The sequence below is a fragment of the Hymenobacter aranciens genome, assembly GCF_030580865.1.
GTDB lineage: Bacteria > Bacteroidota > Bacteroidia > Cytophagales > Hymenobacteraceae > Hymenobacter > Hymenobacter aranciens.
Genome location: NZ_JAUQSY010000001.1, coordinates 421,539 through 447,232 on the forward strand (window position 1 = coordinate 421,539; position 25,694 = coordinate 447,232).

Genomic DNA, 25,694 nt, shown 5'->3' on the forward strand with positions numbered 1-25,694 from the left:
CTGCCTCGCCAGGTCGGCTTCAGCTTGTTTTCCGCTCCCGTCATTGCCTAAAAAAAGAAGCCTCCGCACCAATGGCGCGGAGGCTTCTTTTTTTAGGTGGCCGAATAGCAGCTGCGCAGCTGCTTATTCTACCATCAGGCGAACCGTGGCCGTGGCGGCACCGGCTTGCACCCGCACCATGTACAGGCCGGTTGCGAGGCCGGTTACGTCCATGGTCGTCTGGGCACCATCCGTATTCAGACCTACGGCCTGGGTGCGGATAATCTGACCAACCGAGTTGACCAGCTCAACCGTTGCCTTCTGCGCGCCGCTCACGGCCGGAATCGACACCGAGAAGGCGGTGTGAGCCGGGTTCGGGAACACGCTCAGGTGGGCCATACCGACGGCATTGCGCGCCCCCAGAATGGTGTTGAAGGTCGTCGAGCTCGTGGGCGCCGGGCCGCTGGCGCAGTTCGGCGTCACGGTCACGGTGTAAGCCGTATTAGGCGTCAGACCGGTCAGAATCACGGGGGCGGCACCAGGGTTCGGCGTTACGGTTACCGGCGGGCTGCCGGCGGCGGCGTAAGTTACCGTGTAGCTGGTGTTGTTGGCTCCCGGCGTGAAGTTCACCGTGGCCGAGGTAGCAGTGATAGAAGCTACGCTGAGGCCGGTCACACCTTCGCAGGGCGAGATGGTGCTGAAGGTGACCGACGAGGTGGGGGCCGTGCCGCTGGCGCAGGTCGGCGTCACGGTCACGGTGTAGGCCGTGCCGGGCGTCAGGTTGCTCAGCACTACGGGCGAGGCCGTCGGAGTGGGCGTTACGGTTACCGGCGGAACGCCGACGGCAGTGTAAGTCACCGTGTAGGCGGTGTTGTTGGTACCCGGCGTGAAGCTCACACTGGCCGAGGTCGTCGTGATGCTGCCCACGGCCAGCGCCGTCACGCCATCGCAGACGGCCACGGTCGTGAAGGTTGCCTGAGCCGGACCAGCTGTGCCACCTGCCGAGCAGGTGGGCGTGATAACTACCGTATACACCACGCCCGGCGTCAGGTTAGTGAGGATATACGGCGAGCCGCCCGTGGTAACGGTGGTGGGCTGGCCGCCAGCCGGCGTGTAGGTAATCTCAAACGAGGTGTTATTGGTGCCCGGCGTGAAAGCAATTTCGGCCGAGGTAGTAGTCAGGTTACCCACCAAGATGTTCGTAACGGCGTTACAAATCGGCGGAGCGGGCGTGCTGAAGGTGGTAGAGACAGTGGTGCCAATTCCAGTGTTGGTGCAGGTCGGCGTTACGGTCACGGTGTACTGGGTAGTGCTGGCCAAGCCGGTCAGGGTGAAGGGCGAACCGCTGATGGCAGGCGTCACGGTTACGGGCGCACCACCGAAGGGGGTGTAAGTAACCACGTAGCTGGCGTTGCTGGCACCCGGCGTGAAGCTGATGTTAGCCGACGTACTTGTCACGTTGCTGGAGGTCAGGTTCGTCACCGGGTCGCAGGGCGGGGCCGTGGTGGCGAAGGTAAACGTCGCAGCCGACGAGGTGCCGCCGCTGGCGCAGGTAGGCGTGATGCTCACCGTGTACACGGTACCGGCCAGCAGGCCGCTCAGGCTGAAGGGCGAGCCCGCCGGGGCGGGCGTCACGGTTACGGGCGAGCCGCCGGCGGCGGTGTAGGTAACTACGTAGCTCGTGTTGTTGACGCCGGGCGTGAAGCTGATGTCAGCCGAGGTGTCGGTGATGTTCGAAGCCGCCAGGTTGGTGGCTACGCCGCAGGGCGCTACCAGCGTCGTGAACGAAGTAGTAGTAGCCGTTGAGGTGCCACCGCTGGTGCAAAGCGGCAGGACGCTTACCGAGTACGACGTCAGCCCCAGCAGACCCGTCAGGGTTACCGGCGAAGCCGTAGCGGTGATGGTAACCGGTGTGCCACCGGCGGCGGTGTAAGTAATCGAGTACGACGTGTTGTTGAGGCCAGGGGTGAAGCTCACTTCGGCCGTCGTGCCGGTTACGTTTGCTACCGTCAGGTTGGTAACCGGGTTGCAGGGCGGGGCAATGAACAGCGGCTGGGCTGCAATGGTGAAGGCACCGTTGGCATCGGAGCTGCCGTAGCCGCTCACGGCCACGTAGTAGGTGCGGCCCGGCACCACGTCCGGCATGGTGAAGGGAGCCGAGAAGCCAACGTTGCTGGCGCCGGCAGCACGGCAGAATACCAGACGGAAAGGCCCGCTGGCGCAGTCAGTGCTTTCGTACACGCGCACCAAGCCGGCGGCGGGGTCCGTCACGTTGAAGACAATGGCATTGTTCGGCGCAGCCGCACCGGTCAGGATGTACCATACGTCGCGCGGGGCCGTAGCCACGCCGCAGGCCGGCAGCGAGGTGTCAATGCCCGGCTGCAGGCTGGTGCTCGAGCCCGTGTTGTTGCCGGCTACCGGCACGTTGGTCAGGGGCAGCGGGTCGGCACCGCAGGGGTCGTCGTTGGTGGGCGACTCCAGGCGCGTCTGGAAGCAAGTGGGGCCCACCAGGGTGCTGTTACCGTTGAGGCCGCCGCAGATGAGGCGAACGTAGAAGCAGTAGTTGGTTTGCGGGGTCAGGCTGGTCAGCTGGTAGTTGGGAGTGGTGATACCCGTGATAGTAGTACCGGCCGTGTTGGGGTTAAAGCCGGGCGGGCCAAGGATAACCGAGTACGAGCTGCCCGAGGGCACGCCGCCCGTGCCCGCCGTCCACGACAGCAGGGCGCTGCTCTTGGTCACGTTCTGGGCCGCGAGGGCCGAAGGAGTGGGGCAGCTTGGGAGCGGCGTAGCGCAGATGGTGAAGTTGCCCAGCGTACTGGCCGAAGTGTAGTTGAACACGCGCACGTAGTAGGTCGTGTTCGGGGTCAGGGTCGACCAGTCGAGCGCCGGGGCGGCAGTGTTGGCCGCCGTGCCTACGCAACGGATGAGCGTGAACGGACCAAGGCAGCTGCTGGCCGAGAACAGCTGCACAGCGCTGGCCGGGCCACCCGTCACGCTGATACGAACCGAAGTGCTGCCGGGGCCGCTGGCATCGGTCGTGAACTTATACCATACGTCCCGGGGCACGTTGTTGGGGCCGCAGCCCGTGCCGGGATTGGTGTAACCGCTGGGGATGGTGGTAGTGGCGCCGAGCAGGGTAGTAGCCAGCGGCACGCAGCCCGACGAGCTCAGCGAAAGCGTCGTCGCTCCGCAGGGGTCGTCGTTGCCAATCACCGTGGTGAAGCTGGTGGGGCCGGCGTAGATGCTGGGGCCCGCCGTGCCGCCGCAGTCGCGCAGTACGTAGAACTGGTAGGCGCTGCCCGATTGCAGGCCCGTTATGCTGGTGGAAGTGGCACCGGCCGCCAGCACCATCTGGTTGCTGGTGGGGGCCAGGGCGGGGTTGAAGCCTTGCAGGCCGTACACGATGGTGTAGGTGCCCGCGCCAGGCGAGGTGAAGCCCAGCGTGGCCGACGTAGCCGTCACGGCCGTAGCCGTGAGCACCGAAGCCGGGGGGCAGGCCGGAGCCGCCCCGATGTTAATGGTGAAATCCTTGGTTTCGCCCGAGAAGAACTGCGTGCAGGCATCGCCCGAACCGTTCGGGTTGCCATTGGCCCGGCTCCGCACCCGCATGCCCGTGGGGCCGGTATAAGCCCCGGCCGCGCCCAGCGGAATGGTGATGTTGGCGGTAACGGCGGTGCCCGCCGTGGTGGTGGTAGCAACCTGCACCCACTCATCGGCGGTGAAAGCCAGGTCGTGGTTCGAGTCAATCCAAACCGACAGGATGCTGTTACCCGAAGTGTTTACCGTAACCGGGTAAGTAATACCGCGCAGTACCGTGCCGGTAGTTGGGCCGGTAGCCGGGTAGTTGGTGTAGGCCGTGCCTGCCACGGGGGTGTTGCAAGTCAGGCCAGTGGCATTAAGGGTAGTGCCCGAAATAGCAACGCTGGTAATGTTGTTGCCGCCGCACACGCCACCCAGCGTAACCCCGCCCACACCGCTGACGCAGTAGCCGTTCGAGGTAGCAAAAGTGAGCGTAACCGGGGTGGAGGCGCCAGTGGCGCAGTTGGCCGTGATGGTGGCGGTGTAGGTGGTGTTCAGCGAAAGGCCGGTCAGCGTCACCGGCGAGGTGGTGGGAGCGGGGCTCACGGTTTGCACCGGACCACCATTGGCCTGGTAAGTAACTGTGTAGCTGGTCGAGGCGCTGCTGCCATTGAAGTTCAGTTGGGCCGAAACACCAGTAATGTTGCCCACGTTGGCGCAACGCACGGCGGCGCAGGTGCCGGTGGTGGGCGGCGGCGGCGAGAAGGCGTACACCTGCCCATCGGCCGGGCGCACGTTGATGGAGCGGGTTTCGGTGCTTGAGCTGGCCGTGGGCGAGGTCGAAGCATCGCTCAGGCTCAGGAAGTCGGCGGCGCAACCGGTGGTGCCGCCGCTGGCAATGCCAATCGAGGCCGAAGCCCCCGAGCTGGGCGCATTGGTTTCGGGATGGTAAATGAACTCGATGCGGTTGCTGCCTTCATAAAGCTTGGCTTGGAAGGTGATAACGGACAGGTTGCCGTTATAAAACCACTCCCAGTTGCGCCACTCAAACGTAAACACCCGGCTGGGGGCCGTGCCCGTCACTTCATAGCCGGCGAAAGCTGTCGCGTCGGTGGGGCGGCCGTCCAGGTCATCCCACAGCGGGGCTACCAGCGGTTTTTCGGTGGCGGCTCCGGTCGAGAGGTTGTTGGTGAGGTTGTTGAGAGCCGACGGGTTGAACGACAGGAAGCCGTTGGAGCTGGCTTTCAACTGCGTATACGTAGCTCCATCGAACACGAAGCTGAAGCCGATGGGCAGCTGGCCCGAGATAATATCGTCGGCCAGAATGGCAACCGGGGTGGCGTTGCTGCTCACCGGTACATAAGTCCCGCTACTAGCCGCGAACGTGTAGTTTGACACCTGTGCCCGGGCACCTAGTGGCCCTAGCAACAGGAAGAATAACAGCATCAGCAGATGCGGGCTATTCGACCCTGTTCGTAATAATTTGGTCATTGGGTTAAGTGAAAAATGAAAAGAGGGAAGAAAAAGGGGGGTGAAATAGATTAGCTAGGCTCGTGATACCCACGAAAACAGCCCATAAATATAAGGGCCGTTTCGGTAATCGGCCCGCTCTTGGTAATGGTATAGTCGACGGCCTGCGTGCAAATCCCGGCCAAACATCGGGCAGGCATCGGCCAAAGCCGGTAGCTGCCTGCTAATGACTGGCAGTAACCCGCGCGCCATGCCGCTGAAACAGACCACCAAAAAGCCCCCCGGTTTGCACCGGGGGGCTTTGGCGTTCGGCGTGGCGCAGCAGCTTACTTCTTCACTACTTTCACGTGCTGCAGCTGGCCGTCGAGGGTCAGGTGGAGCAGGTACATGCCTACGGGCAGGCGTTCGAGGTCGTTAATCGTCACCTGGCTCTGACCGGCCGGCAGGGCCAGCGTCTGGGTCAGGATGGTGCGGCCGGTGGCGTCGGTCACCGTCAGCAGCGTGGCGGGCGAGGCCGTGCGGGTCTGCACGTTCAGCATTAGCTGCGCGCTGAAGGGGTTGGGCATGGCCGTGAGGCTGGTGCCGTCGAGTTTGCCGAAGTCCACGGTGCGCACGGGCGAGAAGCTGGCCTTGCCGTCGAGGTCAACCTGACGCAGACGGTAGTAGCGCAGGCCGGTTTTGCCGGCTTCCACGTCGTTGTAAACGTAGCTGCGGGGAGAGTTCGAGTTAGCCGAGGCGGGCTCGACGAACTGCAGCTTGCGGAACGAGCTGCCGTTGGTGCTTACCTGCACTTCGAAGCCGGCATTGTTCTTCTCGGTAGCCGTGTTCCAGTTCAGCTGGGCATTCTGGCCCACGCGCACGGCCTCAAACTTGGTCAGCTCCACGGGCAGCGGGTTGGCGCTGTTGCCCAGGGTCCAGTCGGAGAGGTGGGTGAGGTTGCTCACCTGCACGGCGGTGGCGTAGCTGGCGTTGCTGGCCGCCACCAGCGCCGAGGCGCGGTAAGGAGCCCAGGGGCCGGCCGGCGCACCACCGTTCGTCGGAATCGGGGCGCTGAAGAGCTGCAGGTTGGCGTTGGCAATGCCGTTGCGCTCGTGCTCGAAGAGGTCCATTTTCAGGGTCACGTTCAGGCCCGCGTCGTTGGTGGGCACAATGCGAAACCAGCGCTTCACGCTCTGGCTGGTGCCGGCGCCGTTGAGCACAATGCCGGTGGTGCGGGTCACCACGGTTTCGTTGGGGAAGGTGGTGCTGGCGGCGTCGGCCGTCAGGGTCAGGCCCAGGTTGCTGAAGGTAGTGGGCGTATTGTCGGCAATGTACTCCTTAGCCCGCACCGCGCCCAGTACGTAGCTGGTGTTGGTTTCGGTAAGGGTGCTTTGGAACATATCGTCGCTGATGACGAGCGTGGTGACGCTGCCCAGGTCGAGCAGGCCGCTGGTCATGGTCAGGGCGTGGCGCACATCGAAGCTGGAGCCGCCATTCTGGGCACTGGTCACGGTTACGGTGTTGTTGCCGGTGGCGCCGGTGTTGGCTACCTCCATCGTATACACGTTCGGCATGCCGGCGGCCGTCTGGGCCGTGGCGCCCACAAAGCGCAGGTTGGTGGCCGTGAAGCAGCCGTCGGTGAACATGAGGTACATGTCGCCGCTGTTGCTCAGGTTGCCGGCCAGGCTCAGGTTGTGGCTGTAGATTTCCAGGTAGGCGCCGCTGGCTACGGTCAGGTTTTTCGCCAGCGCCTGCGGGTTGGCGGGCGTGGTGCAACTGTTGGCGTAGTCGCCGTCGCCGATGGAGCGGGCGGTGCCCGCGGGCACAATGGCATTCACCTGCAGGTTCGGGATGCAGTTGTCCCAGTTGCCGGCGTTGTTCCATTCCGAGTTGGCCGCGCCGGTCCAGGTGCTGCTGCTGTTGATGGCGAGCGCGAGGGTGCTGGTAACCGGGGCGCAGGGGCCGGCGGTGGTCAGGGTCAAGGTTACCGCGCCAGCCGTGATGTCGGCAGCCGAGGGCGAGTAGGTCACGCTGGTAGTGGTGGCGTTAATCACGCCGCCGTTGGAGAACGTGCCGGTGCCCGACGAAGTGTAGGTAGCGCTGGTGGCCGAGCCGCCGTAGCTGCCGGTGGTCGAGTAGGTGTAGCCGGCGCACACTTTGGCCGGGGCCGTGCCCGCGTTGGCCGTGGCCACCGGGGTCACCGTGACGGTGATGGGCGTGGCCGGGCTGGGGCAACCCATGCTGGGGTAGGTAGCCGTAACGCTGTAGCTGGTGGTCGCAGTCGGGTTGAAGGTAATGGTCGAGCCCGACACGCTGGCCCCGGCGGTGGGCGTTACCGTGTAGGTGGGCACCTCGTTGATGGTGCCGGTCACCGCTACGTTATCGAGCGCCCAGTAGTAACCATAGGCATCCACGTAGCTGAAGCGAATCCGCACGTCGGCCTGGTTGAGCGCCGCCGCTGGCAGGGTCAGCGAGGGCCGCGTCACGGTGGGCGTGGTAGTCGTCGGACCGGTGCCCTGGCTGGTCGTGTAGGTAACCAAATCGGTCCAGGTGCCGCCGTTCACGGAGTATTGCACTTTCGCAGTCGTGTTCGAGCCATTCACCCGCAGCAGGTGGTCGAAGGCTACGGCGGCGGCCGTGTAGCCGGTGGTGTTGAAGCTAGGCGAAGTCAGCAGCGTGTTGGTGGCCGAGCCGCTACCCCCGGCATCCGAGTTGGCGAATGCCAGCGGAGTGCCATCGGCGCCGTTCCAGGCCGTCAGGTACGAGGAGTAGGTGTAGGGCGGCGTGATGATGCCCCACACAGTAGCGGCGCCGCCACCGTTGTTGGAAGCCGTCCAGCTGCCCAGGCCGCTGTTGAAATTCTGAGTGAGAATCGTGGGAGTGGTCAGCGCATTCGACGAGGCCGTAACCGTCGTGCTGGTGCCCGCGCAGATGCTGGCGCTGCCGGGAGTCAGCGTGGGGGCATTCGGCGTCGCATTCACCACGATGGTGAGGGTGGTGGTGGCGGTGCAGCCGGTGGGGCCGTTGCCATCGTTGCCGGTGATGGTATAAATCGTGTTGGCGGTGGGGTTAAACGTCACGGTGTGGGCCGCATTGTTCACCGTGGCGCCCGTAGTCGGGCTCACCGTCAGGGTGGCATAAGAGGCGGGGCTGAACGTGAGCGTCGTGCTGCTGCCGCTGCAGATGGTGGTGCTGCCGGTGTAGGTCAGCGCCGGCGGCGTGGTCACGGTTACGGCGAGGGCCGTGCGGGGCGACGATGCGCAGCCCGGGCCGCCCGTGGTGTAAGCCAGGTTGAAGAACGAGTTGTAGGTACTCGTATTATAAGAGCCGCCCGCGGACGTGTTATACGAACCCACCACTGCAATCACGCCGTTCGTAATCGGGTAAGTGCCGGTGTAGGTGGAATAGCGACCCAGGCCGCCCGTGGAGTTGCTCAGCTTATAGCCGCCGGCCGCCAGCGCGTAGTTCAGCGGCAGCGTCACCAGCGTGCCCACCTGGGCCGCCGTGATGGCAAAGGTGCGGTCGGAGCCGCTCACGGCCGTGCCCGCGCCGGGGTTGGTGGCCGTGTAGAGGCGGATGGTCAGCGTGCCGGCCGCCGAGGGGTACACGTCCACCGAGTTCAGCACGCCCGCGCTGGTCACGTTGAAGCCCAGGGCGCGGTCGGCCGTGGTGTTCGTGGGGGTGAAAGTGCTGCCCGTGGCGGCGCTGGTGCTGCTTTGCTCGCCCGTCACGTTGAGGGTGCCGTTGCGGGCTTCCACGTAAAAGGTCTGGGTGGCGGGCGTGGCGGCCACGGTGGCCGTAGCCGAAATGCCCGAGGCAAACGGGGCGCCGCCCATCGGGGTCGTGAAATAGTAAGGCGTGTTGCCGGTGTTGGCCGTGGCCTGCAGCGTCACGGTGCCCGCGCCGCAGCGCGAGGGCGCGTTCACGAAGGTCACCTGCGGGTCGCTCACGGTTACCGTGAGGGTGTTGCTGGTGGCCGAGCTGGTGCCGCAGCTCACCACGGCCTTATAGTAGGTGGTCTGGGCAATGGCCGCCGTGGTATAGGGCGTAGTCGTTGCGCCGCTGATATTGTTGAACAGCAGGTTGTCGGTCGAAGACTGCCACTGGATGCTGCTGGCGCCGACCGTGCCCGTCAGCGTGAGGGTGACGGTGCTGCTGGTGCCGCACACCGTGCTGGCGCTGGCACTGGCCGTGCCGGCCGTGAGGACCACGGGAGTGCGGGTGTTGGTGCCGGCCGGGGTGCTGGGCAGGGCGTCGTTGGTGTTGTCGTAGTCGCCGCCGCTCACGCTGCTCGCAATGGCGAAGGTGTAGGTGCCCGCCGTGCTCATATTGGCCGGCGTCACAAAGGTCACGGCCTGCGTGGCGCCCGCCGCCAGCGTGCCGGTGTTGAGGACGACCGGCGCCAGCGTCGTGTTGATGGGGCCACTGACGCTGCCGCTCACCGTCACGGGGTTGGTCGCAAAGTTGAGCGTCGTGCCGCTGAAGTTGCGCAGCGTCACGGTTACGGTTTCAGCGCTGGTGTAGCACACCTGCGAGGCCGTCGGCGAGGTCAGGGCCGTGATGCCGACGTCGTTCAGCGGGGCGGGGGTGAAGTCGCCTTCGTCGGCGCCCAGGTCGGGCGCGGTGCCGCCGCCGTTCAGCTGCGCGGCCAGCGGATAGGGCCCGCGGGCCTGGTTGTCCACATCGTTGCCGGCGGCGGCAATCAGCACGCCGGTGCTTTCGGCTTTCGAGGCGCCGACGGCAATGTGCAGGTCGGTGGTCGAGGTGAAGTTCGGGTTGCCGGTCACCGAGTTGGCATCCTGGGCGGTGCCGTTGGTGGCATCCTGCAGGGCCGTCAGCGTCGCGCGGTTACCGCCGTTGAAGAATGCCAGCACGCCCTGCGCGCCGCTCACGTAGTAATCGTTGTAGTTAATAGTGGTGTAAGCCGACAGGGGCGCGGCGCTGTAGAAAGCGTACGAGGTGCTGGTGCCGCTGCTGCTGGCCAAAGTGTTGGCGAAGATGTTGTTGCGGATATCCAGGCCGGTGTTGCCCGCCGTCACGGCCAGGGCGGCCGTAATCAGGCCCGTGCTGGTAGTACCGGGCGTGTAGCTGCCGCTCAGGCTCACCGAGTTGTGGTAGAGGCTGATGCCGCTCTGGGCCGTCGAGCCATTCAGCAGAACGCCCACGATGCCGCCATTGGTGATGCCGTTGAAGCCGGTGCCGCGCAGGTCGGCCACGAAGTTGTTGCTGATGCGCAGGTTGGCATTGGCCGCGCCGGGGGCCACGTAAATACCGATGCCGGTGTAGCCGCCGCTGGCCGTGCCGGTCAGCGTCGATACTTTATTGCGGTCGACCACAGTGGCCGTGGCAGTAGTACCCGCCGAGCCGGCGCCCAGGTATAGGCCGTAAGCGTAGTTCGACGTCGAGCTCACGTTGCTCACCGTATTAGCGCTGAGTGTCGCCGCCGAAGCCGTCGAGCTGATACCGTAGGCACTGCCGCCAGCGGAGCTCACGTTGCTCACCGTATTGCCCGAAACAGTGCCGCCGGTGATGCCCGCGTTGTTGTTCGACAGGATGATGCCGTAGTTGGCGGCGGCGCTGTTTACTACGTTTCGCACGGTATTATCCGTCAGGCTGGGCGCCACGGCCCCCTGCACGAAGATGCCGTAGAGCGTGATGTTGTTGGCCGTCGCGGCCGTCGCCGGCCCCACGATGTTGTTGCTGATAACCAGGCCATCGAGCCCGCCGCTGGAGACGGCCGCCGTGCCACCGGCCACAATGCCCATGTAGGTGCCCTGCACGGTATTGTTGCTGATGGTGATGTTGTCGTTGTCGGCCCCGATGTTATTGTAGGAATTGCTGCATACCATCACGCCGGTGCTCAGGTTGGTGCTGGCGTTGGAGGCACCCTGCAGAGTCAGGTTCAGCACTTTGTTGTCGTGGCTGAGGCCGGTGCCCGAGGTGGCAATCCACACCAGCCCCGTGCTGGCGGTGTTGGTGTTGGTCAGGCTCAGGTCGCGCGAGGTGCCGCCCACGAGGTTCGAGCCGTCGATGGTGACGAACGACACGTCGGTGAGCTTGAACAGCGCCGTGGCCGAGCCGTTGGAAATTACCGGGCTCGTGAGCAGGGCCGGCTTGAAGGTCACGGTGTTCGCGGCGCTGAAGCCCGCGTAAGCCGTCACGTTCAGCGGGAAGGTTTCGCCGTTGGCGGTGTTGTAGGGCGTGGTGCCGGGGTTAATCAGCGAGAAGGTAACCGGGCCGCTCACCCCGCGCAGGGTCAGGTCAGCAATGGCCGCCGTGATGGTGGCGTAGCTGGGAACCGGCACCGTGATGGTGGGCTGGCCCACCGTGTACGTGCCATTCAGCGGCCCGATGATGGTGCGCGCCCCGGCCGGGCCGCTCAGCGTGATGGCCGGCGTGGTAGCCGAAGTGTAGGCGGTGCTGCTCACGGTCACCGTCGTCGGCGTCGAGGCCACGGTGTTGCCGCTCGTGGCCGTGCCCGAAATGTCGTAAGTCAGGAAGAAGTAGTTGTCGCCGGCCGCCAGCGTGGCGGGCGTGCTCAGCGTGAGCGTGTAGCTGGGCGAGGCAATGGTGCCCGTGGTGGCTACCAGCGTGGTAGTGGCAAACGTGCTGCTGTTGCCGGCGCTGTAGAGCCGGGCGTTGGTGATGTCGGCCACGTTGGTGCTGCCCAGGTTAAACGTGATGCTGTTCAGCACCCGCGGGCTGGTGGTACCCGTGATGTTGATATTCAGGCCGGTTACCTGCTGGTTGGTGGCGCTACGGGCCGTGTTGGCGCTGCTCTGGGTGTAGCTGATGGCCGTTACCGTGGCTGGGGCCGGCAGGGCGTAGCTGCCCTCGTAGGCGCCCATGTCGGGGTTGGTGTTGGCCGCCGTGACGGGGAAGGTGTTGCCCGTGGCGCGGGTAGTGCCCGGCAGGTCGGTGGTGATGCCGCTGATGGGCGTGGCGCCCGACTCGACCAGCGTGGTGGTGCCGGTCGGAATGCTCAGGTTGGTAGCCGAGGTGAAGGGCACCGCGCCGCTGCTGGCAAACGACAGGTTGTCGTTGGTGCCGGCCGTGCTCAGGGTGCTGGTGTAGCTGCGCAGGTTGGTGGCCGGCGAGGTAGCCGCCGCGTTGAAGTTGGCGGCGGTGTAGGTGGCCGCAGTAGCCGTTCCGGTGAACGTTTGGGCAATGTAGTTACCAGCAGTGGCCGGTGCGTAGTAGGCATTGTTGTTCAGCGTCAGGTTGAATGCACTGGTAAGGCCCGAAGGTATCGAAAGGCAGGTATTAGCGGCCGAAGCAGCCGAAAAGCTGTTGGCGAAGATGTTGTTTCGAACATCCAGGTCGGTTTGGGCAGAGCTGGCAATGGCCAGGCAGCTGCTGTGGCCCGGCTGGGTGGTGCCGGTCGAGGGCGAACCCTGCAGGTAGATGGAGTTGTAATAAATCTTGTGGCCGGTGCCAGTGCTCACCCGGATGCCGAAAGCACCGTACGTCAGGTCGCCATTGGCATTGGAACTCCCAAAGACGGTATTCAAGCCCGAAATAGAGTTATTGTAAATCAGGCAGGGGCTGGTGTTGGAAATCTGAATGCCAACTGCTGAGTAGGCTATGCCCCCCGAGGAATAAGTGCTTTGAATACCGGTAATAATGTTGCCCGAAATAGTAGGTGTAGTAGTACCGGCCTGCACATGGATGCCCAGCCCCGACGTATTGCTGGCCTGTACCGAAACCAGATTCTGGATGGTATTGCCGCTAATGATGGGCGAGGAGGCGTTGGCCACCGACACCCCTGCTGCCGTGAGACGGGCAGCAGTAGCGGTGCCCCCCAGCGTATTGCCGCTTATGACCACATTGCTGGCCGCAGTAGCCGAGCCGCTTATGTAAATGGCCCGGGCACAGGTGGTAATGAGGTTGTTGCTGATAGTCAGGCCGGCGAATGAGCCTGTGCCGGACGTACTGATAGTAGTAGAGGGCACGGCCGTCACGTTGCCGGCATCGGTCCCGGCATAAATGCCATAGGTAGTGTTGGTAGGCGAGGTAGAGTTAACGCCGCTGGTGCCGTTGCCGGTGATAATCGTGTTGCGCACCACAATGTTGCTCGCCGTGATGGCCGGGGTGGTAGCTCCCGCAATACGTAGCAGGGTGGTATTATTCGTGCTGCTGGCCGCCGAGTTAGATAGCGTTAAGTTGCGATTGATGCCTACGGAGTTCGGGTTGTCGCCATCGAGCGTGATATTACTGCCGACGAAGCTGAACAAGCCGGTAGACGACCCGGAAGCACCGGTTACCGTGACCCCATCAATGATTGGCTGAATGGTAACCGAAGTGTAGCTGGCCGCGCCCTGCCCGCTGGGCTTGATGTAGGAAGTAGCCGTCTCCGTAATCGTGGCCGTGTTCAAGAACACGCTGATGTTGCCCTGGTGCGTTCCATCATTGATTTTGGCAAAGGCAGCGCCGACGGTGCCGTAAGAAGTGATGGCCGTGGTGCCACCCGACGACTGCACCAGCACGTTGCCCGTCACGGCCGCATTCACGGCGTAGGTGTAGTTGGCGCCGCCGTTGTTGTTCAGGCGTAGCGTGGCCAGGTCGTAGCCCAGCGCCGTCGAGTACGTTGTATTGTCGTTGTTAATCTGCGCAATAGACTTATTCGACGAGAAGACGTAGTATGTGAGAGTAGTGCCCGCCGCCTGCGACGGAATCTGGGCCACGCCGCTCGTGCCCGAGAAGGTGGCCTGCACCAGGTTGTTGTTGGAAGCGAAGGCGTTGGTCGAGTAGCGCACGTACACGTTTTCGCCCGTGGCCGGCGCGGCGCTCGTCGTGATGTTCACCGTGATGGGTGTGCCGGTCTGGAAGCCCGTGCCCGAGGTAGTCACCGTTGTGATGGACACCGGGTTGAACGTCGTTTCCAGCACCTGCATCGCGTTGTCGGCGCTGGCGTTGTTGGCCACGTTGAAGGTGTAGTAGCGGCCGCTCGTCACGGCGGGCAGGCGCCCCGAGCTACCGCCCGAACCAGTATTGTACTTCGCGCCTTCCGACGCCGAAGTCGGGATGAAGTTGTTGAACCCGCTGAACGTGAGGCCCGCGCTGTAAGGCCGCCACACGAGCGAGTAGTCGGTGCTGGCCGCCGTGCCGCGGGCGTATTCCCACACCCCGGTGCCTGCCCCGATGTTGCCCGTGGCCTGGATGGTGACCTGCCGGAAGCTGGAAACCGCGTTGAGGTTATAAGTGGCGTAAGAGCCCGCTGCGATGCTGGTACCCAGCACGGTAGGTTGGGCCCAGGCCGTCAGGCCGAAAAATGGCAGCAATAGGCCGACCACCAGCGCCGTAAACCACCGGGGGGTGGAGCTACGCCAAATGGGCCATACTCCTGGGAATAAAGTACGTTGCATCCTTAGCAAAGAGGTAATGGTGAGATATGAAAAAAAAATCCTTGAGTTGGGACAAGGAAATTACCACCATCATTCCGACTTCTACATTAAAGGACGGTTAAAGCACGCTTTTTCTCGTTGAACGGTCAGATTTTACCCGTCGAATGGTTTGGGCTATTGCGCCCGTTGCCGCCACAGCTGCCGGAACGACTGCGGCGCGATGGCCAGCGCCGCCCGGCGCTTGCTCCAGCCCACCTGCCCCAGCAAGCGCGCCATGCTCCAGTCCTTGAGGCCGGCCGGCAGCACATCCAGCGCCCAGCGGTGCTGCATGCTCCAGCGCCACACGCCGATGGCCGCCCGCTCCTCCAGCGGCGCGTGGCCTTCGCGCACGCTCTGCTGGCGGTTCAGCAGCAAGAGGTTGTGCAGGTTGATGCGTACCGGGCACACGCTGGTACAGGCGCCGCACAGGCTGCTGGCGTAGCTGAGGTGCTTGTGCTCGGGCAGCCCGCTCAGGTGCGGCGTTATCACCGAGCCGATGGGGCCCGAATACGTGGTTTCGTAGGTGTGGCCGCCGATGTTCTTGTACACCGGGCACACGTTGAGGCAGGCGCCGCAGCGGATGCAGCGCAGCGCCTCGCGCTTGTCGGGTTGGGCCAGCAGGTTGGTGCGGCCGTTATCGAGCAGGACGACCACCATTTCCTCCGGCCCGTCGGTTTCAGTAGCCTGGCGCGGGCCAAAGTAGAGCGTGTTATACACCGTCACCTGCTGGCCAGTGCCGCTGGTGCTCAGCAGCGGCCAGAAGAGGTCGAGGTCGGTGAGCTGCGGAATGACTTTCTCGATGCCGACGATGGCAATGTGCAGCTTCGGAAAAGCGGCCGAGAGGCGCGCATTGCCTTCATTTTCAGTTACCGCGATGGCGCCTTCCTGGGCAATGATGAAGTTGGCGCCGGTCACGCCTACTTCGGCCGAGGTGTATTTATCGCGCAGCAGGTGCCGGGCCGTGAGCACCAGCTTCTGGGCATCGTCGGTGCTTTCGGTGCCGAGGTGCTTCACGAAGATGTCGTTGATGTCGGCCTTGCTCAGGTGCATGGCCGGCGTCACGATATGGTAGGGCCGCTCGCCGTTGAGCTGCACGATGTACTCGCCCAAATCCGTCTCCACCGACTCGATACCCTGCTTCTGCAGGTACTTGTTGAGGTGAATTTCCTCGGTAGTCATGCTCTTGGCCTTCACCACGGTGCGCGTGTTACGCGCCCGCACCAGCTTGCCGATTTCGGCCAGCGCCTCATCCGCATCGCGCGCCCAGATGACGCGGCCGCCCCGCGCCGTAAACTGCGCCTCGAACTGCAGCAGGTACTCGTCCAGCTTTTCCAGCACCGTGGCCTTGAGGTAGGCCCCGCGGCTGCGGGCCAGCTCGTGGTTGGCGTAGTGGTTCAGGCCGACGCTCACGGCCACGTCGTACTTGCCAATGTTGAAGCGGATTTTGCGGCGATGCTCGCGGTCGAAAGCCTTCTTCTCGGCGTCGAGCAGGAATTGTTGTGCTTTCACTTTTAATACAATAGTATTATAAAGAACGTCATGCTGAGCTTGCCGAAGCATCTCCCCTATGGCAGTAATTCTAATCGTTGAAATTAGTTACACGGGCAAGATGCTCCGGCAAGTTCAGCACGACGTTATCGCATACTTAAACAGCCGCTACTCCTTGTCCGAGTCAACCACAATCCGCTCTTTGCGGTTGGCCAACTCCCAGGCCGTATGGAACACCAGCTGGGCCCGTTGCTCGAGCTTATCGAACTGGATTTTTCCGATTTCATCGGTTTCTTCGTGATAGTCGGCGTGCACGCCGTTGAAGAAAAATGCAATCGGTACCCGATTGACAGCGAAATTGTAATGGTCGGAACGGTAGTAAAAGCGGTTGGGGTCGGCCGGGTCGTCGAATTTGTAATCGAGGTTGAGCTTGCTGTATTTCTCGTTCTGCGCTTCCAGTATCACCCGCAGCTGCGACGCCAGCTTGTCGGAGCCGATGACGTAGACGTAGTCGGCCTTGCCTTCGTGCTCCGGGTCGGTGCGGCCCACCATATCCACGTTGAGGTCGGCTACGGTATTGGCCAGCGGAAATACCGGGTGTTTCGTGTAGTATTCGGAGCCATAGAGGCCCTCTTCCTCGCCCGTCACGCTCAAAAACAGCACGCTGCGGCGCGGGCCGTGTCCATCGGCCTTGGCGCGGGCAAATACCTCGGCCATATTGATAATGGCGGCCGTGCCCGAGCCATCGTCGTCGGCGCCATTGTACACCTTGCCGCCCCGCACGCCCAGGTGGTCGTGGTGCGCCGAAATCACCAGCACTTCGTCGGGCTTTTCGTAGCCTTCCACGTAGCCCAGCACGTTTTCAGTAGAGAAGGGTACGTGCTGGCGAATGGCTTTGATTTTCAAGGTGCCGGGTTTAAACGACGGATTGACGGGTTGCCCTTTGGCATTGGTCTGGTTCAGGTATTTCTCCACCGCGGCGGCTTTCGTATTCAGCAGCTGGTAGCCCACGGCGGGCGAAATGAAGACGCTCGGGATGGCGTCTTCCTGCTCACCGGGCATCACCATGCGGGTTTTGTTGATGGTGGGGGCCAGGCGGCCGGCCAGCTTGGCAAAGTTGCTGTTGGGATTGAAGTTGACGAAAAACACGCTCCGCGCGCCTTTGCGAATGGCCAGCTGCAGCTTGGCCCGGTGGTCAGCGCCCCATTTGGTGGGGTTGCCAACGGGGTTCAGGCGCGCACCTCCCTTTTCGTCGGTGGGCTCGCCCAGCATTATCAGCAGGTCTTTGCCTTTGACCTCTAGGTTTTTGTAATCAGAGTAGTCGCCCTGCTCGATACCGTAGCCCACAAATACTGGCTTTACCTCCGTCTCCTTGTCGAAGCTGACATCGCTGAGACTGTAAAAATCGGCTATCCACTTGTAAGTCGTACTGCCGATTTTCAGCGTCGCATCGGGCGCCCAGCTCACCCGTTCCAGCGAAAAATTCTGTAAATAAGAATTAAGCGTTGGAGTGGTGTTGAGTCCGGCGGTTTTGAATTGTTCAGCAACGTACTCGGCAGCCATGTGTTGGCCGGGCTCGCCGGTTTCACGGCCTTCAAACTTATCCGAGGCCAGCACCTCCAGGTGAGTACGCAGCCGGGCGGCGGTCACCTGCCCGGCATAGTGGTCGTTCCAGTCGGCCTCCACGGGAGCCTGTCGCGTGGGTGGCGCCTGCACCGCCGGGGCGGGCTTGGTTTTGATTTTCGTTTTCTTCTGCGCCTGAGCGGTGAAAGCACCGGCCAGTGCCGCAAGCAATAATAGTTTCTTCATAAAGATAGAAGGGGGTTAGTTTTTGACGATGAGCACGCTGGCGTAGGCCGCCACGCCCTCCTGCCGGCCCACAAAACCCAGTTTTTCGGTCGTGGTTGCTTTGATGGAAATCAGGTCGGCGTCGACGCCCATCACCTCAGCCAGCACGCGCTGCATCTCGGGGATGTGCGGGTTCACCTTGGGGCGCTCCAGGCAGATGGTCGAGTCCACGTTGCCCAGCTCGTAGCCGCGCTCGCGGAGCAGCTTCATCACCCCGGCTAGTAGCTTTTTCGAGTCGATGCCCTTGTACTGCGCATCGGTGTCGGGGAAATGAAAGCCGATGTCGCGCAGGTTGGCCGCGCCCAGCAGGGCATCGCAGATAACGTGGATGAGCACGTCGGCATCGGAGTGGCCAAGCGCGCCGTGAGTATGCGGCACCACGATGCCGCCGAGCCAGAAGGGCAGGCCCTCTTGCAGTTGATGAACGTCGTAGCCGAAGCCGGTGCGAATGGTAAGCACGAAGGATAGTGAATTTTTTGGTTTCAGAAAGAGGAAGTTGGCCGTAGCCAGCGCACAAAAGTACCCCGCCGGTAAAATATGCGCGGGGTAGCTGCGTCAGGGGAGGCGGGCATCCCGGTTTTCAGGGCTTCAGCGATGGTAACAGAAAAAACGTTGGAAACTTTGAACACAACAAAAGTTTCCGTTGTATCTTTGCGGTCTGAAAACACTATGGACATCAAAGACAGAATCCTGAGCCGCAGCAGTGCCTTGTTTCTCCAGAACGGCATCAAGAGCGTGAGCATGGACGACATCGCGACCGAGCTCGGCATCTCGAAGAAGACGCTCTACAAGTGGTTTGCCAACAAAGACGAGCTGGTGCACGCCGTGGTGGACACCCGCATGTGCGAAAACCAGAGCGAGTGCATTGCCGTGTCGGCCCCCGCCGTGGATGCCATCGACGAGATGCTGCGCCTCTCGCGCTGGGCCGACGAGCAGTTTACCGGCATTCACCCGAGCATCTTCCACGACATGCGCAAGTTTTATCCCAGCGCCTGGCAGCTGTTTAAGGGCCACAAAAACACCTTCATCCTGCAGCGCATTGAGGAAAACCTGCGCCGCGGCGTGGCCGAAGGCCTCTTCCGCGCCGACCTTGACGTGGACGTGCTGGCCCGCTACAACCTGGCCCACATCGACCTGGTGTTTGATACCGAGCTGTTTCCGGCCAACCGGTTCAGCCCGCAGCGCGTCAACCATGTGCTCGACGAGCACTTTCTGCTGGGCATCGTGACCCCGCGTGGCCTGCAGCAACTGCAGCAGTACCGCGCCAACCCTTCCGCTTAATACCCTTTTTCTTTTTCGCTGTTTTTTATGAACAAGCTGTTTCGAAGCCCGCTCCTGCTGGCCGCGGCCCTGGCCGGGGCCGCGCCGCAGGTGGCGCTGGCCCAGAATGCCCCCTCGGCCATGCCCCAGGCCCCCGTGCAGGGCCCCATGTCGCTGAGCCTGCAACAGGCCGTGACGTACGCCGTGCAGAACAAGTCGAGCCTGCTGGCCACCCGCCTGGGCGAGGCCACGGCCGCCGCCAAAGTGGGCGAAATCAAGAGCGCCGGCCTGCCGCAGGTGAACGTGGCGGCCACGCTCTCCAACAACTTCAAGCTCCAGAAGAGCCTGGTGGACGTGGGTTCTTTCAGTGGGGGCATGACCTCCAGCACCACCCTGACGGCCGCCGACATCAACGCCGCCCAGAACGGCCAGACGGTGAGCCTGGGCACCGTATTTACCCCCGCCGAGCCGGTGCCGCCCACGGCTATTGCCTTCGGCCTGCAGTACGCCGGCAACGCCAGCGCCTCGGTGTCGCAGCTGCTGTTCGACGGCTCGTACCTCATTGGCCTGAAAGCCGCTAAGGTTTATACCGAGCTGGCCAAGAAGCAAACCCAGCAGGCCGAAATCGACGTGGCCGAGCAGGTGAGCAAGGCCTACTACAGCACGCTGGTGGCCCGCTCGCGCTTGTCGCTGCTCTCGCGCAACGTGCAGCGGCTCGACACCGTGCTCAGCCAGACCGACAAGACCTACAAAGCCGGTTTTGCCGAGAAGCTCGACGTGGACCGCCTGCGCGTGCAGCGCAACAACCTGGTGGTGGAGCGCCAGAAAGCCGAGCGCCTCACCGAGCTGAGCCTGGGCCTCCTGAAGTTCCAGATGGGCTTGTCGCAGGCCCAGGGCATTATCCTGACGGACTCGCTCGGCGCGGCCGTGGTGGATGCCGGCAGCCTGCGCCAGCGCCTGAGCGTGGCCGACTTCACCAACGGCGGGGGCGTGGCCGGCCAGGCTCCGGTGCCCAATGCCCCGGCCCTCGGCACGGGTAATACCGCCGCCCAGAACCGCCTCGACCAGCAGAACGCTCTCTCGGGCGGGCAGGGCTCGATGGCCCGCGGCGCCATCAACTATAATAACCGCATTGAGTTCTCGACCCTCGAAACCCAGCAGGCGCTGGCGGGCCTCGACCTGCGCAACCGCCAGGCCGGCGCCTACCCGCGCCTCGTGCTGACGGGCGCCTACGGTTTCCTGGGTTCCTCGAACCAGCTGGGCGAGCTGTTTGCCTTCCGCGGGCCCGACTCGCGTAACTCGGCCGGCCTGCTGAACCAGAACTGGTTCGGGTTCGGCAACGTGGGCCTTTCGCTGAACGTGCCAGTGTTCGATGGCTTCCGCCGCAAATACCTGGTGCAGCAAAGCAAGCTGCAGCAGCAGACCATCGAGAAGGGCTTCGAAACCCTGCGCCAGAGCATCGATTTGCAGGATGCCCAGAGCCGCACCACGCTCATCAACGCCCTCGACGTGCTCGACAACCAGAAGGCCAACCTCGACCTGGCCACCGACGTGGCCCGCGTCACCCGCATCAAGTTCAACGCCGGCGTGGGCTCCAACCTGGAGGTCATCACGGCCGAGACGGACCTGCGCACGGCCCAGACCAACTACTACGGCGCCATCTACGACGTGCTGGTAGCTAAAGTGGACCGCGACAAGGCTACTGGCGAACTGTACAGCCAGGTCAAAAAATAATGTAGCGCGGACTTTGTAGTCCGCGAGTCAGAACGTTCGCACTCGCGGACTACAAAGTCTGCGCTACTCCTCAATCTTAAAAACTCCCGCTTCCCATGCGTTTCAATAACCCCTACACCGCTGCCGTCCTGCTAGCCGGCAACATGCTGCTCGCCTCGTGCGGCGGCGACAACAAAGACCCCAAGGCCGAGCTTGAAAAGCTCAAGAAAGAGCAGGCCGCTACGCAGGCCAAAATCGCCGAGCTGGAAACCAAAACCGGCGCCAGTGCCGAAGCCGCTGCCGCCAACATCACCCCCGTATCGGTGATGAAGGTGCAGCCCGAAAACTTCAAGAGCTTCCTCGAAGTGCAGGGCCGCGTCGACTTCGACCAGAACGCCACCGTGGGCGCCCGCGCCGCCGGCACCCTCACCAACATCCGCGTGCAGCGCGGCGACCGCGTGAGCAAGGGCCAGGTGCTGGCCACCGTGGATGCCTCGGTGCTCGACGCCAACATTGCCGAGCTGCGCACCCGCATGGAGCTGGCCAAAACCATCTACGACAAGCAGAAAGGTCTCTGGGCGCAGCAAATTGGCACCGAAGTGCAGTACCTGCAAGCCAAGAACAACTACGAAGCCCTGCAGCGTAACCTGAGCACGCTCAACCAGCAGCGTTCCTTGTATAATGTAGTGGCGCCCTTCGCCGGCACGGTGGAGGAAGTGGTACCCAAGCTGGGCGAGGTAACCGCTCCGGGCGCGCCGGTGGTGCGCCTGGCCAGCGGCACGGGCGGCAAAATCCTGGTGGACGTAAGCGAGGCCTACGGCAACAGCATCAAGAAGGGCGACAAGGCCGTGGTGACCATCCCCGACCTGGGCGGCGAGGAGCTGCCGGCCACCGTGCGCGTGGTCACGCGCACCATCAACGCCACCAGCCGCACCTTCACCGTGGAGCTGGCCCTGGCCAACGGCCGCGCCGCCGACCTGCGCCCCAACATGGTGGCCACGGTGCGCATCCAGAACTACGCCCGCCAGAACGCCACCGTCATCCCGGTTGACCTGGTGCAGAAGGATGAGCAGAACAGCTACGTGTACGTGGTGGGCCAGGCCGACGGCAAGTCCGTCGCCCAGAAGCGCATCGTGCAAATCGGCAATACCTACAACGGCAAAGTTGAAATCACCAGCGGCCTGAAAAACGACGACCAGGTGATTTCGGGTGGCTACCAGAACCTCAACGATGGCCAAACGGTGAAGGTGCAGGGCGCCGCCAGCTAGACAGGCACAGCCGGTTTTGCCGTTGTCGGCTCCGATATTGGCAAAACCGACTCCGACGGCGGCAACATCGGTCTCGACAGTAGCAAAGTCGGGCCCGACTTTGGCAAAGTTGAACCCAACATTGCCATTATCGAACCCGATTTTGCCAAAGTTGAATCCGATAATGCTAAAACCGAGGCCGACTTTATCAAAGTTGACTCCAATGTTGCCAGAATCAAGTCCGACTTTACCAACGTCGGGCCCGGTTTTGCCGCCGCTGCTTCCCTTTTGTAGATAGTTTCCTTAGCAATACCCAATATGCAGGACTTAGAAAAAGAATTTGGACCTACGAGTTGGTCCATTAATAACAAAACCAGCATTTACATCATCACGGTGCTGCTGTGCGTGGCGGGGATTTTTGCCTACATCAAGCTGGGCAAAGAGAAATTCCCCGACATCGTCATTCCCCGCATCATCGTGGCCACGGTGTACCCCGGTACCTCGCCGGCTGACATCGAAAACCTGGTGACGCGCCAATTGGAGAAAGAAATCAAGGGCGTGAACGGGGTGAAGAAAATCAACTCCACCTCGAACCAGGACTATTGCATCGTGGACGTGGAGTTTAACTCCGGCGTGGACGTGCAGTACGCCAAGCAGCTCATTAAGGACGCCGTGGACAAGGCGGCCACCGAGCTGCCCAACGACCTGCCCACCGCCCCCACGGTGAAGGAGATTAACATCTCCGAGCAGCCCATCATGTACGTCAACCTGAGCGGCAACCTGCCCGCCGTGCAGCTCAAGAAGTACGCCGACGACTTCCAGGACAAGATTGAGGCCCTGCCCGAAATCACCCGCGTGGATATCATCGGCGCCCTCGACCAGCAAGTGAACGTGGACGTGGACCTGAACAAGCTCCGCGCCTCGCGCCTCGGCTTCTCCGACATCACCCGCGCCATCGGCGGCGAAAACCTCACCGTGTCGGGCGGCTCCATCGACGTGGGGCAGCAGAAACGCGCCGTGCGCGTGGCCGGTCAGTACGTGCGCGCCGCCGACATTGCCGACATCCAGGTGAAGAACCTCAACGGCGCCGCCGTGCGCCTCGGCGACATCGCCACCGTGGCCGACGGCTTCAAGGACCGCGAAAGCTTCGCCCGCCTCGACGGCAAGCCCGCCATCACCCTCAACGTGGTGAAGCGCCAGGGCGAAAACCTCATCGACGCCTCCGATAAAATTAAGGCCCTGGTGAAAGAATCGGAGAAGACCCTGCCGAAGGAGTTGAACATCACCATCACCGGTGATACTTCCAACGATACCCGCGTTACGCTCCATGACCTCATCAACACCATCGTTATTGGCTTTTTGCTCGTGACGTTCATCCTGATGTTCTTCATGGGCACTACCAACGCCATGTTCGTGGGCCTCTCGGTGCCGATTTCGATGTTCCTAGCCTTCCTCATCATACCGGGCTTCGATTTCTCGCTCAACATGATTGTGCTCTTCGCCTTCCTGCTGGCGCTGGGTATTGTGGTGGACGATGCCATTGTGGTCATCGAAAACACTCACCGCCTTCTGCACGAGCACCCCAACCTGAGCACCGAGAAAGCCGCCAAGTTCGCGGCGGGCGAAGTATTCGTGCCCGTACTGGCCGGCACTCTGACCACGGTGGCCCCGTTCGTGCCCCTGCTGTTCTGGCCCGGCATCGTGGGCTCGTTCATGTACTACCTGCCCGTCACGCTCATCATCACCCTGATGTCGTCGCTGGTCGTAGCCTTTATCATGAACCCGGTGTTTGCCGTGAGCTTCATGGAGCGCGAGGAGCATTTTGAGGAAGACCTGCACGGCAAGCCGAAGTTCTCGCGCGGCCTGCTCATCGCCGTGGGCGTGCTGGTGGTATTGGGTGTTTTATTTAACGTAATGGCCCTGGGCGGCACGCACGACGTATCACCCGAAGGCGAAGTGAGCGGCCTGATGGGCCACTTCCTCGGCAACGTCTGCCTGGCCCTGGCCGGCTTCATCCTGCTCGACAAGTTCTTGCTTGTGAAAATGATTGCCTGGTTCCAGACCCGCGCCCTGCCCCGCTTCCAGAACGGCTACGCCAACCTGGTACGCTGGGCCATCAGCCACCCCGCCTTGGTGATGATTGGCGTGTTCGTCATCTTCATCGGCTCGTTCTTCGCTGTAGGTGCCCGCAGCCCCAAAGTGGACTTCTTCCCCAAAGGCGACCCCAAGTTCATCTACACCTACCTGCGCATGCCCGTCGGCACCCGCGTGGAAGTGACGGACTCTATCACCAAAGTGCTCGAAAAGCGCATCTACGGCGTCATCGGCGAGAAGAACCCCGACGTGGAATCGGTGATTACCAACGTGGCCATTGGTGCCGGCGACCCTTCGGAGGCTACGGCTTCGGGCGTGTCGCAGTCGCACATGGGCAAGGTGGGCGTGGCCTTCAAGGAGCTCAGCGACCGCACCGGCCCCGCCACCAGCACCTACATGGATAAAATCCGCGAGGTAGTGAAAGGCATCCCCGGCGCCGAAGTATCGGTAGACCAAGAGGCCAGCGGCCCGCCCCAGCAGAAGCCCATCGCCATCGAGGTAATCGGCGACGACTACCCCGCCCTGGCCAAGCTCTCCAAAAACGTAGAGCGCTACGTCGATTCGCTGCACATCGGCGGCATCGAAGACCTGCGCTCGAACCTCGAAGACCGCAACCCCGAAATCGCCGTCAACATCGACCGTGTACGGGCCAACCGCGAAGGCATCAGCACCGGCCAGATTGGCCTCGAAGTGCGCACCGCCATCTACGGCTCGGAGGCCAGCAAATTCAAGACCCCCGACGACGAGTATCCCATCCAGGTGCGCTACGCCCAGCCCTACCGCTCCGACGTGGACGCCATCGTCAACGCTCCGCTCACCTTCCGCGACGCCACCGGCGCCGTGCGTCAGGTGCCGATTTCCGCCATTGCTGATGTGAGCTACGGCTCTACCTACGGCGGCATCAAGCGCAAGGACACCAAGCGCGTGATTACCATCAGCTCGAACGTGCTCAACGGCTTCACCGGCCCCGACGTAGCTGCCCAGGTCAAGCAGGCCCTCAAAGCCTACCCCGTGCCAAACGGCTACACCATCAAGATGGGCGGCGCCGAAGAAGACCAGAAGGAAACCACCGACTTCCTGCCGATGGCCGGCCTCGGTGCTCTGGCCCTCATCTTCCTCATCCTGGTGGCGCAGTTCAACTCGCTCAGCAAGCCCATCATCATCCTATCCGAGGTGCTGTTCTCCATCGCCGGCGTGTTCTGGGGCCTCGCCATCACCGGCATGAACATCAGCATCGTGATGACGGGCGTCGGCATCATCGCCCTCGCCGGCATCGTGGTGAAAAACGGCATCCTGCTGGTCGAATTCACCGATATCCTTCGTGCCCAGGGCATGCCGCTGCGCGAGGCCATCGTGCTGGCCGGCCGCACCCGCCTCAACCCGGTAATCCTGACGGCCACCGCTGCCACGCTGGGCCTCATCCCGCTGGCCATCGGCCTGAACATCGACTTCTATGAGCTCTTCGCCTCCGGCAACGCCCACTTCTTCATCGGCGGCGAGTCGGTCACGTTCTGGGGCCCCCTGGCCTGGACCATCATCTTCGGTCTGGTATTCGCTACGGCCATCACCCTGCTGGTGGTGCCGGTGATGTACCTGCTGAGCGAAACGCTCAAAGGAAAAATTTTCGGAAAAAATCCCGACCACGTTGCAACCGTTTCGAAAGAAGTGGACTCTGAAGAAGTGAATGCGGCTACGCCGCCGGTGCTGGCATAGC

General features: G+C 62.6%; 9 protein-coding genes. 4 read left to right on the forward strand and 5 right to left on the reverse strand.

The genetic code is table 11. From position 1 onward, the window contains the following. Positions 1-123 precede the first annotated feature (123 nt). The 5 genes from Q5H93_RS01515 to ispF all read right to left on the reverse strand — a co-directional run bounded on the left by Q5H93_RS01515 (position 124) and on the right by ispF (position 18,125). A complete protein-coding gene (locus Q5H93_RS01515) occupies positions 124-4,989 on the reverse strand; it encodes a T9SS type A sorting domain-containing protein (protein WP_305004706.1) in 4,866 nt (1,621 codons plus the stop codon). 305 nt (positions 4,990-5,294) lie between these two features. Further along, positions 5,295-14,312 (reverse strand): DUF8696 domain-containing protein, encoded by a 9,018-nt coding sequence (locus tag Q5H93_RS01520; RefSeq protein WP_305004707.1) that lies wholly within the window; start codon positions 14,310-14,312, stop codon positions 5,295-5,297. A gap of 153 nt (positions 14,313-14,465) precedes the next feature. Continuing rightward, positions 14,466-15,839 (reverse strand): LutB/LldF family L-lactate oxidation iron-sulfur protein, encoded by a 1,374-nt coding sequence (locus tag Q5H93_RS01525; protein WP_305004708.1) that lies wholly within the window; start codon positions 15,837-15,839, stop codon positions 14,466-14,468. A 147-nt stretch (positions 15,840-15,986) separates the two neighbouring features. Beyond that, a complete protein-coding gene (locus Q5H93_RS01530) occupies positions 15,987-17,627 on the reverse strand; it encodes a M28 family peptidase (RefSeq protein WP_305004709.1) in 1,641 nt (546 codons plus the stop codon). A gap of 15 nt (positions 17,628-17,642) precedes the next feature. Next, positions 17,643-18,125 (reverse strand): 2-C-methyl-D-erythritol 2,4-cyclodiphosphate synthase, encoded by a 483-nt coding sequence (gene ispF, locus Q5H93_RS01535; protein ID WP_305004710.1) that lies wholly within the window; start codon positions 18,123-18,125, stop codon positions 17,643-17,645. A gap of 210 nt (positions 18,126-18,335) precedes the next feature. Here ispF and Q5H93_RS01540 point away from each other — a divergent pair, with 210 nt between their 5' ends. From Q5H93_RS01540 to Q5H93_RS01555, 4 genes are all read left to right on the forward strand, one after another. Further along, positions 18,336-18,947 carry a TetR/AcrR family transcriptional regulator gene (locus Q5H93_RS01540; RefSeq protein WP_305004711.1) on the forward strand — a complete coding sequence of 204 codons (612 nt, stop codon included), beginning with the start codon at positions 18,336-18,338 and terminating at the stop codon, positions 18,945-18,947. A gap of 27 nt (positions 18,948-18,974) precedes the next feature. Continuing rightward, positions 18,975-20,660 (forward strand): TolC family protein, encoded by a 1,686-nt coding sequence (locus tag Q5H93_RS01545; RefSeq protein ID WP_305004712.1) that lies wholly within the window; start codon positions 18,975-18,977, stop codon positions 20,658-20,660. Positions 20,661-20,755: 95 nt separating this feature from the next. Further along, a complete protein-coding gene (locus Q5H93_RS01550) occupies positions 20,756-21,907 on the forward strand; it encodes an efflux RND transporter periplasmic adaptor subunit (RefSeq protein WP_305004713.1) in 1,152 nt (383 codons plus the stop codon). A 297-nt stretch (positions 21,908-22,204) separates the two neighbouring features. After that, positions 22,205-25,693: an efflux RND transporter permease subunit gene (locus tag Q5H93_RS01555; RefSeq protein WP_305004714.1), complete on the forward strand. Its 3,489-nt coding sequence runs from the start codon at positions 22,205-22,207 to the stop codon at positions 25,691-25,693. Position 25,694 lies beyond the last annotated feature (1 nt).